Origin of the sequence: Streptomyces sp. NPDC029526, from assembly GCF_040637405.1 — a bacterium.
Taxonomy (GTDB): Bacteria; Actinomycetota; Actinomycetes; order Streptomycetales; family Streptomycetaceae; genus Streptomyces.
Genome location: NZ_JBEZWE010000018.1, coordinates 35,723 through 48,154 on the forward strand (window position 1 = coordinate 35,723; position 12,432 = coordinate 48,154).

10 protein-coding genes are annotated in these 12,432 nt (G+C 69.5%); 9 read left to right on the forward strand and 1 reads right to left on the reverse strand.

Annotated features, from left to right (window positions below; all coding sequences use genetic code 11):
* Position 1: 1 nt before the first annotated feature.
* The 3 genes from AB0F01_RS26785 to AB0F01_RS26795 all read left to right on the forward strand — a co-directional run bounded on the left by AB0F01_RS26785 (position 2) and on the right by AB0F01_RS26795 (position 4,124).
* Positions 2 to 1,627 carry an AAA family ATPase gene (locus AB0F01_RS26785; protein ID WP_362100775.1) on the forward strand — a complete coding sequence of 542 codons (1,626 nt, stop codon included), beginning with the start codon at positions 2 to 4 and terminating at the stop codon, positions 1,625 to 1,627.
* Positions 1,614 to 2,648 carry a UvrD-helicase domain-containing protein gene (locus AB0F01_RS26790; RefSeq protein ID WP_362100777.1) on the forward strand — a complete coding sequence of 345 codons (1,035 nt, stop codon included), beginning with the start codon at positions 1,614 to 1,616 and terminating at the stop codon, positions 2,646 to 2,648. The genes AB0F01_RS26785 and AB0F01_RS26790 overlap by 14 nt, the downstream gene beginning before the upstream one ends.
* A 126-nt stretch (positions 2,649 to 2,774) precedes the next feature.
* The gene (locus AB0F01_RS26795; protein ID WP_362100779.1) at positions 2,775 to 4,124 is read left to right on the forward strand and encodes a hypothetical protein; all 1,350 of its coding nucleotides are present in this window, start codon (positions 2,775 to 2,777) and stop codon (positions 4,122 to 4,124) included.
* Positions 4,125 to 4,349: 225 nt separating this feature from the next.
* On the opposite strand, the gene AB0F01_RS26800 is transcribed toward AB0F01_RS26795, so the two are convergent.
* Positions 4,350 to 6,095: a phospholipid carrier-dependent glycosyltransferase gene (locus AB0F01_RS26800; RefSeq protein ID WP_362100781.1), complete on the reverse strand. Its 1,746-nt coding sequence runs from the start codon at positions 6,093 to 6,095 to the stop codon at positions 4,350 to 4,352.
* A gap of 91 nt (positions 6,096 to 6,186) precedes the next feature.
* Here AB0F01_RS26800 and rsmI point away from each other — a divergent pair, with 91 nt between their 5' ends.
* The 6 genes from rsmI (at position 6,187) to AB0F01_RS26830 (ending at position 12,425) form a co-directional block, all read left to right on the forward strand.
* Positions 6,187 to 7,035 carry a 16S rRNA (cytidine(1402)-2'-O)-methyltransferase gene (rsmI, locus tag AB0F01_RS26805; RefSeq protein ID WP_362100783.1) on the forward strand — a complete coding sequence of 283 codons (849 nt, stop codon included), beginning with the start codon at positions 6,187 to 6,189 and terminating at the stop codon, positions 7,033 to 7,035.
* Between the two features lie 429 nt (positions 7,036 to 7,464).
* A complete protein-coding gene (locus tag AB0F01_RS26810; RefSeq protein WP_362100785.1) occupies positions 7,465 to 7,887 on the forward strand; it encodes a hypothetical protein in 423 nt (140 codons plus the stop codon).
* Positions 7,888 to 7,976: 89 nt separating this feature from the next.
* A complete protein-coding gene (locus AB0F01_RS26815) occupies positions 7,977 to 8,858 on the forward strand; it encodes a TatD family hydrolase (RefSeq protein ID WP_362100787.1) in 882 nt (293 codons plus the stop codon).
* Positions 8,859 to 9,230: 372 nt separating this feature from the next.
* Positions 9,231 to 10,478 (forward strand): ubiquitin-like domain-containing protein, encoded by a 1,248-nt coding sequence (locus tag AB0F01_RS26820; RefSeq protein ID WP_362100914.1) that lies wholly within the window; start codon positions 9,231 to 9,233, stop codon positions 10,476 to 10,478.
* 169 nt (positions 10,479 to 10,647) lie between these two features.
* Entirely contained in the window at positions 10,648 to 11,526 is an 879-nt protein-coding gene (rsmA, locus tag AB0F01_RS26825) for a 16S rRNA (adenine(1518)-N(6)/adenine(1519)-N(6))-dimethyltransferase RsmA (protein ID WP_362100790.1), read from the forward strand.
* Positions 11,523 to 12,425, forward strand: coding sequence for a 4-(cytidine 5'-diphospho)-2-C-methyl-D-erythritol kinase (locus AB0F01_RS26830; RefSeq protein WP_362100792.1), 903 nt, complete (start codon positions 11,523 to 11,525; stop codon positions 12,423 to 12,425). Before rsmA ends, AB0F01_RS26830 begins: the two co-directional genes overlap by 4 nt.
* Positions 12,426 to 12,432: the final 7 nt, after the last annotated feature.

Sequence of the window (12,432 nt, forward strand, 5' to 3'; positions counted from 1 at the left end):
AGTGAACGTCTTTTCACTAGGGGGGCGCGTGCTTTCTAAAGTCGTCATTCAGAACTACCGCACGTTTCGTCGGTTCAAGCTCGACTTCGACCCTAAGATGAACATTTTGGTCGGCGACAACGACGCCGGAAAGTCGACGATTCTGGAAGCGATCAGTCTTGCACTCACCGGAAGGTTGCGAGGTCGACTTCTCGCCCAGGATCTCTCGCCCTATCTATTTCACAAGGATGTCGCCGCAGAGTACATTGCCGCCTTGCGTGAGGGGCGAGAAGCTCGGCCGCCTGAAATTATCATCGACCTTTTCCTCGATGGCAAGGTGGCGCCCGCTGAACTGATGGGGACTAACAACCTCCTCAAGGCTAATGAGCCTGGAGTGCGAATCCGTGTTTCCCTTAACCCGGACTATGAGCCTGAATACAAGGAGTTCATTAAAGATCCCACTCAGGTTCGGTTGGTCCCGACCGAGTATTATAAGGTCGACTGGTTGGCGTTCTCTGGGAATGGAATCACCTTCCGCAGTATCCCTGCCACTGCCTCACTCATTGACGCTGCGAACATTCACCTTCAAAGCGGTGTTGACTACTACTTGAACGGAATTATCAGTTCGCACCTTGCGCCGGGTGAACGGGTCGAGTTGGCGCGCGCCTACCGAAGCCTCCGAGAGAATTTCGCGGAGGATGACTCGATCATCAAGATCAATGAGAAGCTGCGAGGCGCTCCCCGAGAGGTAAGCGACCGTGAGTTGACCCTCAGTATTGACGTGTCGCAGAAGTCAAGTTGGGAAAGCAGTATCATCCCTCACCTTGATGATCTCCCCTTCCAGTTTGTAGGCAAGGGCGAGCAGAGCACGCTTAAAATCCTGCTAGCGTTGAACAAAAAGGTTGAGGAAGCGCACGTCGTCCTCGTTGAGGAGCCGGAAAATCATCTGTCCTTTCCTAACTTGGGTAAGTTGGTCAAAAGGATCAGCGACAAGTGTGAGAACAAGCAGGTGTTCATCACCACGCACAGCTCGTACGTCCTGAACAAGCTGGGCCTGGAAAAGCTGGTTTTGCTCTCCGCCACGGAGGGGGTGCGACTCGATAGCCTCCCGTCCGATACTCAAAACTACTTCAGGAAGCTCTCGGGCTATGACACGCTGCGCGTGGTCTTGGCGAAGCGGTCACTCCTCGTTGAAGGCCCGTCCGACGAGCTGGTCGTCCAGCGGGCCTACAAGGACGCTCACGGCGTTCTGCCCGCTGAGGATGGAGTGGACGTCATCAACGTTCGCGGGCTCTCCTTCAAGCGGTTCCTTGATATCGCGTCGCTGCTCACTCAAAACCGTGTAGCCGTCATCACCGACAATGATGGCAAGGACGCGAGCGTCGTTAAACAGGGTTACAGTACCTACGCTGCGTTCACGAACATCTCCGTCCACGTAGGTGAGGACGCGACGTTCCAGACACTAGAACCGCAACTTTTCAAGGCGAATGGTCTGGCAAGAATGAATGAAGTCCTCGGTCAAAATTTCACGACCGAGGAAGATCTGCTCAATTACATGAAGAATAACAAGACAACCTGCGCGCTGGCAATCTTCGAAAGTGGCCAGATCATCACCATGCCGGAGTACATCAGGGATGCAGTTGCATAACAACCTTGCCGTAATTGCCGCAGCTGGCTCGCGCAAGACCCAGCACATCATCGACTGCGTCCTTTCTGACCCCAACAAACGCGTCCTGGTGACGACTTACACCAACGAAAACCTACATCAGATCGTCAACAGGCTGAGCGCAGGAACTGGTGTCCTCCCCGGCCACGTCACGGTGATGGGTTGGTTCACCTTTCTTCTGAATGAGTGCGCTCGCCCCTACCAGAGCTTTGTCCTCGGCGAGACGGGGATGATGGGCGGGCTCAACTTTGTCGGGCAGCGTTCCAGGTATCTCCCCCGGAGCGAACCCACGCGCTACTACCTCGACTCCGGCCAAGCTGTGTACCGGGACGGCGTCTCTGCGCTCGCCTACGAAGCCAACAAGTTGAGCAATGGTATGGTCGTTGATCGGCTCTCGCGGATGTACGATCACATCTACATTGATGAAATTCAAGACATGGCGGGATACGATCTAGAGCTTCTAGAGATATTGATGAATTCGTCAATTGCTGTGACTGTGGTGGGCGACCCCCGCCAGGCCACATTCGTGACGAACAACGCTGCCAAGAACAAGCAGTTCAAGGGGAGCGGAATCGTCGATTGGCTTGGTAAGCGCACTAGGCTCTGCCAAATCGAGAATCGAGTCGAGAGCTACCGCTGTAACCAAGACATCTGCAACTTCGCCGATGATCTGTATCCGGAGCTTGCGCGGACGATCTCCAAGAACACTGAAATCACTGGCCATGACGGTATCTTCGAGATCAAGAAGTCGAAAGTGCAGGAGTACGCGGAGCAGTACGCACCGGTCGTCCTACGTTGGGACAAGCGGGCCGACACCTGCGGTCTCGAAGCAATGAACATGGGCACCTCGAAGGGCAGCACCTTCGACCGGGTGCTCATCTTCCCGACGAAGCCAATGATCAGGTTCTACCAGACCCGAGACTTCAAGCAGGCCGGGGACAGAGCAAAGCTCTACGTCGCTGTCACGCGCGCCAAGTACAGCGCTACCTTCGTGATGCCCTAGGTGTACAGGCCCCGACGTAGACCTCTCAATCCGCCCCTTCTTACGCCCCATGCGTACTTGTGTGCGCCCCTGACCCGCCCCCTACGTTGCGACGTCAGCCAAGGGGCGTGTCGGAGGGGGAGCAACATGAAGCCAGCAGCGGACGTACTCAGCGACCTCGCGCAGATGTCGAACGTTGCGGTGCATTCGGACAGAGCGCTGGTCGGCAGCGTAGCTGCGGCTGCGGCCAAGGACGACGAGAAGCGTAAGGAGAAGGAAGGTGAGGCGCTGCGGCGGAAGCCGGACCTGCAACCTGTACGGACTGGGGAAGTTAGCCCTCTGCAGCTGACCCCCTGGAGCGTCTTGCACACGCTTGGTCGAGCCATGGCGCTGTCCCGGCGAGGCGCCGGCCGAGGGCTCGCTGAGCATTGGGGCAGTTTGAAGTACAGCCAAGCCTTGGCTGGTAGCTTCAGCGAGCACATGAAGCTCTCTGCTGAGGGGCGGGAAACAGCGGAGCACTACAAGGCGCTTCAATCTGGCGAGCTAGGGGTCGGCTTCGCGTTGGCACTAGCCAAGCAGATTCTGGTTCGGCGCCATCCTGGGTACTGCGTTTCGATAGTCCCGGCCGATACAACTCTTAGGGCGGGTTGGGCCCTTAACAGTAGGGACAAGGGGCCGCGATCCGGGTACCGCTACCGTCCGCGCTTCTTCGCTGAGGTCTGGAAGCCAGAGGCAGAGTCGTTGGTGTTCCCGATCGAGTGCAGAGGGCACCACGGTAACGCTCCCGACTCGCACGACCAGCTTGCCGCTGCCTCGGCAGCCGTAGAGGCGGTGCACATCGGGGGATGGAACGAAACGCCGAGTCTGGTGTTCAGTACGGAGCTCCCCTTGAAGGGCCCGCTTACAGTTCACGTACTGCAGTCCACGGGTCAGGGTGGGCGTCTGACTGGGCGGGCGTGCTCCTATGAGAGAAACCTGGATGATCCGCTTGAAGACGAAAACATCTATCCAGGTATCCAGCCGCCGCCCGTCGGAGACGAGACGCAGCCGTCCGTCCCTGGCTTCCATGTGAGGCCGAAGCACTATGAGTGGTTCCGCCACGTACTGGCGCGCACAGCAGCTGCTGGGCTGACGGCCTTTGCTGGTGATGGGGCAGCAACTGCCCAGTACTTGACCAAGCGGCAGGGACAGCGTCACTTCACTGGCTTCGCTCATGCGGCCGCTGGCAGCGTTCAGGACGCATACGGGGAGTTTCTGGGCATTCCCTGCGTCGGTACGGACCACGTGTTCCGCCTGAACAGAACACGTGTGGAGGCGTTCTCGGGGATTGCTGAAGATCTCTTCCGTCACCTCGAGGCGGGCAAGGTGGAGCAATACCGCGCTGAGGTGCACGCACGGCGCGCAACCTGGCCTCGTGACACCTGGGACCACGAGTGGTGGGGGCCCGTCTCAGTACACCCAGACGGATCCGTGTTGGCCACGCGCGTTCTGCAATGAGGTGACCTTCCCCAGAGCGCGCTTTAACCCCGGCTAGCCCTCAGAGCACATCACGATGACGAGTCCGCAGGCTAGAAGATCGAACCTAGCTCGTTGTAGAGCTGCTGAGCACCACAGCCGGGCCGTGACGGGGCCGTGCGAGGGAGGCCAACGACAGCCACTAACGACCGACAACGGCCACGGGGGCGCGGCGCTCCGCCGCGCCCCCGTGGGACGTCCGTCCAGCTAAACCCACGTGTCCAGCCACATCCGTGACCGCCAGTCGTCGATCGGGATCGGGGTGCCGGTGTAGATCGGCCAGAAGTAGATGAAGTTCCAGGCGATCAGCAGGGTCACCACGCCCGCCGCCGTGGCGCCCGCGACGCGGCGGGTGTCGGTGGAGCGGGGTGGGCCGACGAGGGCGCCCAGGAGCATGGCCACGGCCAGGCACAGGAAGGGCAGGAAGACGATGGCGTAGAAGTAGAAGATGGTGCGTTCCTGGTAGAGGAACCAGGGCAGGTACCCGGCGGCGACGCCGCAGGCGATGGCGCCCGCGCGCCAGTCGCGGCGGAAGAACCAGCGCCACAGGACGTAGAGGAGGGCCAGGCAGGCCACCCACCACAGCACCGGGGTGCCGATCGCCAGGACCTCGCGGGCGCACTTCTCGGCCGCGTCGGCCGGGCAGCCGTCGGTGCCGGGGGCCGGGGACTCGTAGAAGTAGGAGACCGGGCGGCCGGTGACCAGCCAGCTCCACGGGTTGGACTCGTAGGTGTGCGGCGAGGACAGGCCGACGTGGAACTCGTAGACCTGGGCCTCGTAGTGCCACAGGCTGCGCCACCAGTCGGGGAACAGCCAGGACCAGTCGCTGTCGCGGCCGTCCTTGACCGCCCAGTCGCGGTAGTAGCCGCCGGTGCCGTCGGAGGGGGAGAGGATCCAGCCGGTCCAGGAGACGACGTAGGTGACGACGGCGACGGGCACCGTGGACAGGAAGGCCCAGCCCAGGTCGCGGCGGACCACCGCCCGGTAGGGGTGGTGGGCGCCCGCGACCTTGCGCATGCCGACGTCCCAGAGCACCGCCATCACGCAGAACGCGGCCATGACGTACAGGCCGTTCCACTTGGTGCCGATCGCCAGGCCCAGCATCAGGCCGGCCGCCACCCGCCACGGCCGGAAGCCGATGCGGGTGCTCTCCGCGATCCGGGCGTTCGGGCGGACCCGGCCGTCCGCGTCGGCGGGCAGCGCGGCGGCCAGCTTCTCGCGGGCCCGGTCCCGGTCGATCAGCAGGCAGCCGAAGGCGGCCAGCACGAAGAACATCAGCACGCCGTCGAGCAGCGCGGTCCGGCTCATCACGAAGTGCAGCCCGTCCACGGCCATCAGCGCGCCCGCGAGGCAGCCCAGGAACGTGGACCGGAACAGCCGGCGCCCGATCCGGCACAGCATCAGCACCGACAGCGTGCCGAGCAGGGCGGTCATGAACCGCCAGCCGAACGGGTCGAAGCCGAAGATCAGTTCGCCGAGCCCGATGACGTACTTGCCGACCGGCGGATGGACCACGTAGGAGGCGTCGGTCGGGATGGGCAGGTCCCCGCCGGAGGACAGGACCTGACTGTTGGCGTTCTTCGCCCAGTTGACCTCGAAGCCGCGGTGGACCAGCGCCCACGCGTCCTTGGCGTAGTACGTCTCGTCGAATATCACGCCCCGGGGGCTGCCCAGGTTCCAGAACCGCAGGACGCCCGCCAGCAGCGTGACCAGCAGCGGGCCGCCCCATCCCGACCAGCGGACGAGGCGCTGCGCCCGGTCCGGCGGCACGCCCAGCGACGACCACAGCCGTCCGGAGGGCTCGGTGTACGGCGGGACCAGTTGGTCGCGGACGTCGCCTCTCGGCCCCGACGCCGTGTAGCCGAAACGGCGCAGCCGGTGCTGCCACGACGGCCGCTGCTCGTGCGGCGCCTGCTCCTGCCGGGTGTCCGTGGAGGACGCGGTACTGGTCACCGCGCCATCGTAGGGAACCGTGCGGTGCGAGTCCCGTCCATGGGCGGTATGCCCCGGCTCCGGCCGCGCCGGGCCCTGGGAGGATGGGGGAGTGACCGGAACCCTCGTACTCGCAGGCACTCCCATCGGCGACGTCTCCGACGCCCCGCCCCGGCTCGCCGAGGAGCTCGCCGCCGCCGACGTCGTCGCCGCGGAGGACACCCGGCGGCTGCGGCGGCTCACCCAGGCGCTCGGCGTCACGCCCAAGGGGCGCGTCGTGTCGTACTTCGAGGGCAACGAGTCCGCCCGCACGCCCGAGCTGGTGGAGGAACTGACCGGCGGCGCGCGCGTGCTGCTGGTGACGGACGCGGGCATGCCGTCGGTGTCCGACCCCGGGTACCGGCTGGTCGCCGCGGCCGTCGAGCGGGACGTGCGGGTCACCGCGGTGCCCGGCCCGTCGGCCGTGCTGACCGCGCTCGCCCTGTCGGGGCTGCCGGTCGACCGGTTCTGCTTCGAGGGCTTCCTGCCGCGCAAGGCCGGCGAGCGGCTGGGCCGGCTCCGGGAGGCCGCCGGGGAGCGGCGCACCCTCGTCTACTTCGAGGCCCCGCACCGCCTCGACGACACCCTCGCCGCGATGGCCGAGGTGTTCGGCGCGGACCGCCGGGCCGCCGTCTGCCGCGAGCTGACCAAGACCTACGAGGAGGTCCGGCGCGGTCCGCTGGCCGAGCTGGCCGCGTGGGCCGCCGAGGGCGTGCGCGGTGAGATCACCGTCGTCGTGGAGGGGGCGCCCGAGCCGGGGCCGGGGGACGTGGACGCCGACGAGCTGGTGCGCCGGGTGCGGGTGCGGGAGGAGGCCGGCGATCGGCGCAAGGAGGCGATCGCGGCGGTGGCGGTGGAGGCGGGGGTGCCGAAGCGCGAGGTGTTCGACGCGGTCGTGGCGGCCAAGCGGGCGGGCGGGTGACCGCCGGTCGTCCGTCGGTCGTCCGTCGGTCGTCCGTCGGTCGTCCGTCACAGGGTTCTTGGGCCGTCTGCGGCCGACGGTGACTTCGGGGCAGTCTGTGGCTGACGGTGACTTCGGGGTGGTCTGTGGCTGACGGCGACCCTGGGGCCCCTGTGGCCGACGGTGACTCCGGGGCCGCCCGTGACCGTCGGTGGCCCCGGGGCCGTTCGCGGCCGTCGGTGGTCCCCGGGCCGCCTGCTGGGCGCCCGGCCGCTCGCCCCACGGGTTTCTCCCCGTCGCCCCACGGGCTCGCCAAGGGGACCGGCCGTTCAGGCAAGGAACGCCCAAATCGCTCCCAACACTTCACAGGCCGGGTGCTTCCGAGTCCGCCGAGGAGTCCACTGGAGACAGGAACGGATCCGGCCCTCGAGCGGACCGACAGGAGCGGGCATGACTGGGAACGCAGGGCAGCCGCAAGGGCTGCGCGCAGGTGCCACCGCCGTCGTCGACGAGTCGTACTCCTTCGCCTGCATGCGGTGCGGGTTCGGCTGGGAGGAGACGTACGAGATCGAGCACCACACCCGGGCCGACGGCGCTGACCTGCTCGTCTACGTCGCGAACGGCGCCGTCGTGCCCTCGCCGCTGAGCCGGCCGACGTGCGGCAACTGCGGCGGCCACCTGGTGCGGATCCTGCGCCCCGGCCGCGTCGCCTCCGCCAGGGTCGCCTCCGCCCGGGGCACCGGCCCCGTCGGCCACCGGACGCCGGCCGACGGCCCCGCCGAGGTGCCGAAGCCCGGGCAGCGGAGCAGGGAGCACCTGCAGCACTCCTGGCACCTGGCCGGCCTGCTGCGCTCCCTGCGGGGCGCCCACTGAGGCCCGGGCCGGGGTGCCCACTGAGGCCCGGCCGGGGCGTTTACTGAGGCCCGGCAGGCAGTGGCGCGCCCTTCCGTAGGATCGGGGGCATGCCTGCCGACGCCACCGACAAGAACGCCGCCCCGCCGCTCCCCGAACCCCTGCGGGTGCCGGTCGCGGACTCCCACACCCACCTCGACATGCAGTCCGGGACCGTGGAGGAGGCGCTCGCCAAGGCCGCCTCGGTGGGCGTGGAGACGGTCGTACAGGTCGGCTGCGACGTCAACGGCTCCCGCTGGGCGGCACAGACGGCGGCGGCGCACGAGGCCGTGCACGCCACCGTCGCCCTCCACCCCAACGAGGCCCCGCGCATCGTGCACGGCGACCCCGACGGCTGGTCCCGGCAGGGGGCGCGGGAACCCGGCGGCGACGCGGCGCTGGACGAGGCGCTCGCCGAGATCGACCGGCTGGCCGCGCTGCCGCAGGTCAAGGGGGTCGGCGAGACGGGACTGGACTACTTCAGGACCGGACCCGAGGGCAAGGAGGCACAGGAACGGTCCTTCCGCGCCCACATCGAGATCGCCAAGCGGCACGGCAAGGCCCTGGTGATCCACGACCGCGACGCGCACGCCGACGTCCTGCGCGTGCTGAAGGAGGAGGGCGCCCCCGAGCGCACCGTCTTCCACTGCTACTCGGGGGACGCGGAGATGGCGCAGATCTGCGCTCGCGCCGGGTACTTCATGTCCTTCGCCGGCAACGTCACCTTCAAGAACGCCCAGAACCTGCGCGACGCCCTCGCCGTCGCCCCGCTCGACCTGGTGCTGGTCGAGACCGACGCCCCGTTCCTCACCCCGGTGCCCCACCGGGGGCGGCCCAACGCCCCCTATCTGGTGCCGGTGACCGTGCGGGCCATGGCGGCCGTGCGGGGGATCGACGAGGACACGATGGCGGCGGCGCTCGGCGCCAACACGGCACGCGCGTTCGGCTACTGACCGGGCGATCGAGGGGCGGTGCTCGCGCACACGTTCCGTGGTCGCGTCGCTTGGGAGAGTGACCGGCGCTCGGTTACGTTGCGGGAGTTCGACCGGACCCCTCTGACCCTGGAGCGTGTCGGCGTGAGCAACGCGCGGTTCGAGACGCACCCCGCGCACGGCGCGGCCCCTCGGACGACCCCCGGGGACGCCCTGCACCTCGCGGAGACCGTCGGGTACGGCCTCCCCGGCGGGCCGTACCCGTACGGTCCGCCCACCCTGCTCGACACCGGGGCCGGGGCCGCCCCCGGCGCCTGGGCGCAGACCGTTCCGGGCTCCGGGGCCGGGACCGCCATCAGCCCCTGGGCGGAGACCGTTGTCGGCACCGGGGCCATGGCCGTCCTCGGCGCCGGTGGCGCAGCGGACACGGACCCCGGTCCCGGCGCCGGGGGCGCACCGGACACGAACCCCGGTCCCGGTCCCGGTCCGGGTCCCGGTCGCAGCCCCGGCCCCGGCCGCCGGTCCGCGCACCGGCGCCGCGCCCGCTGCGCCGACCGTGCGGACAGCATGCGCCGCCTGCTGCCGCGGGCGCTCGTCGTCGCGTTCCTGGCCGGGGGCACCGCCGCCTTCGTCGCCGAGGACAAGGCGGTACGGCTCGACGTCGACGGCCGGACCCGCACCCTGCACACCTTCGCCGACGACGTCACCGAACTCCTCGCCGAGGAGGGCGTACGGGTCGGCCCGCACGACGTGGTGACTCCCGGGCCCGGCGCCGAACTCGGCCACGGCGACGAGGTCGAGGTCCGCCACGGCCGGCCCCTGGTGCTCACCCTGGACGGCCGCCGCCGCGAGGTGTGGACCACCGCCGACACCGTCGAGGGGGCGCTGCGCGAGCTCGGGGTGCGCGCGGAGGGCGCCCGCCTGTCCACCTCGCGCTCCCGCCGGATCGGGCGGGAGGGCCTCGCTCTGGAGGTGCGCACCGAACGCACCGTGACGGTCCTGGCGGACGGGCGGGCCCGCACCGTCCGCACCAACGCGGCGACGGTGCGCGAGGCCGTCGATCGGGCCGGGGTCGGGCTGCGCGGCCAGGACACCCTCTCGGTCGACCCCGGCAGCTTCCCGCGCGACGGCCAGACCGTCACCGTGCTGCGGGTCACCGACGGCCGGGAGGTGCGCGACGAGCTCGTCCCGTTCGACGAGGTGCGCGTCGAGGACCGTTCCCTGCCGCGCGGCACGGAGGTCGTCGACCGGCCCGGCCGGCCGGGCGTCCGCCGGGTCACGTACGCGCTGCGCACGGTCAACGGGGTCCGGCAGAAGCCGCGCAGGCTGCACGCCGAGGTGGTCCGCGAGCCCCGCCCGCAGCAGGTGCGGGTCGGCACCGGCACGGCACCCGCCCCGGCCGGACGGCTCGCCTGGCACCGGCTGGCGCTCTGCGAGTCCGGCGGCCGACCCGACGCGGTGGACGCCTCCGGGACGTACGGCGGGCTGTACCAGTTCGACACCCGCACCTGGCAGGGTCTGGGCGGCCGGGGCCGGCCCCAGGACGCCCCGGCCGAGGAGCAGACGCACCGCGCGCAGCAGCTGTACGCCCGCAGCGGCACCGGCCCGTGGCCGCACTGCGGGTCCCATCTGCACGACTGAACGCCCGCGAGCCCGGCAGCCGACCGCCGGTCTCCCGCGCCGCGCCCACACCCATCCCCGCCGCGTACACCCGCCCCCGCCCCGCGCTTACCGGGCCGCCCCCGCCCCCGCCACCGCTCCGGCCCCCGTGCGTGACCGGGGCGGTCCCGGCGCCCCGTACCCTTGTCCCGTGACCAGCCCCACCCCCGACGCCCTCCTGGGCCCCGCCGACGTCCGCGACCTCGCGGCGGCCCTCGGTGTACGGCCGACCAAGCAGCGCGGCCAGAACTTCGTCATCGACGCCAACACCGTCCGCCGCATCGTCCGCACCGCCGAGGTGCGCCCCGACGACGTGGTCGTCGAGGTCGGCCCGGGGCTCGGTTCGCTCACCCTGGCCCTGCTGGAGGCCGCCGACCGGGTCACCGCCGTCGAGATCGACGACGTGCTGGCCGCCGCCCTGCCCGCCACCGTCGAGGCCCGGATGCCCGAGCGCGCCGACCGGTTCGCGCTGGTCCACTCCGACGCGATGCACGTCACCGAGCTGCCCGGTCCGGCCCCGACGGCGCTGGTCGCCAACCTGCCCTACAACGTCGCCGTGCCCGTGCTGCTGCACATGCTGGAGACGTTCCCGAGCATCGAACGCACCCTCGTCATGGTCCAGTCGGAGGTCGCCGACCGGCTCGCCGCCGCGCCGGGCTCGAAGGTGTACGGCGTGCCCTCGGTCAAGGCCAACTGGTACGCGGAGGTCAAGCGGGCCGGCGCGATCGGCCGGACCGTGTTCTGGCCCGCCCCCAACGTCGACAGCGGACTGGTGTCCCTGGTCCGCCGGGCCGAGCCGCTGAAGACCACCGCCTCCCGGCGGGAGGTCTTCGCCGTCGTCGACGCGGCCTTCGCGCAGCGCCGCAAGACCCTGCGGGCCGCCCTCGCCGGCTGGGCCGGCTCGGCCGCGGCGGCCGAGGCCGCCCTGGTCGCGGCGGGTGTGTCCCCGCAGGCGCGCGGGGAGTCGCTGACCGTCGAGGAGTTCGCGCGGATCGCCGAGCACGCCCCGAGCAAGGAGTCCGCCGCGTGAGCGCAGGCGTCACCGTCCGTGTCCCCGCCAAGGTCAACGTCCAGCTCGCGGTCGGCGCGGCCCGGCCCGACGGCTTCCACGACCTGGCCAACGTCTTCCTCGCCGTCGGCCTGTACGACGAGGTCACCGCCACCCCGTCGCCCGGCGGTCCGCGCGTCACGTGCGAGGGCACCGACGCCGGGCAGGTCCCCCTTGACGGCACGAACCTCGCCGCCCGGGCGGCCGTCGCCCTCGCCGAGCGGTACGGGCGCCCGGCCGACGTGCACCTGCACATCGCCAAGGACATTCCCGTCGCCGGCGGCATGGCGGGCGGCAGCGCGGACGGCGCGGGCGCGCTGCTCGCCTGCGACGCGCTGTGGGGCACCGGCGCTTCGCGCGAGGAACTCCTCGGCATCTGCGCCGAGTTGGGCAGCGACGTGCCGTTCAGCCTGGTCGGCGGGGCGGCCCTCGGGACCGGGCGGGGCGAGCGGCTGACGGAGCTGGAGGTCGGCGGCACCTTCCACTGGGTGTTCGCGATGGCCCCGCGCGGGCTGTCCACCCCGGCGGTGTTCCGCGAGTTCGACCGGCTGGCCGAGGGCCGGGACATCCCCGCGCCCACCGCCTCGCAGGACCTGATCGCCGCCCTCGCCAAGGGCGACGCGGACGCCCTCGCCGCCGCCGTATCCAACGACCTCCAGCCGGCCGCGCTGTCGCTGTTCCCGGAACTGGCGGACACGCTGGCGGCGGGGCGCGCGGCGGGAGCACTCGCCTGCCTGGTCTCGGGCTCGGGCCCGACGACGGCGTTCCTGGCGCGGGACGCGGACGCGGCGGTGTCGATCGCCGCCGCCCTGCGCACCTCGGACAGCTGCCGCACGGTCCGCACGGCGGCGGGGCCGGTCCCCGGGGCGACGGTTCTCTGAGGGGAGC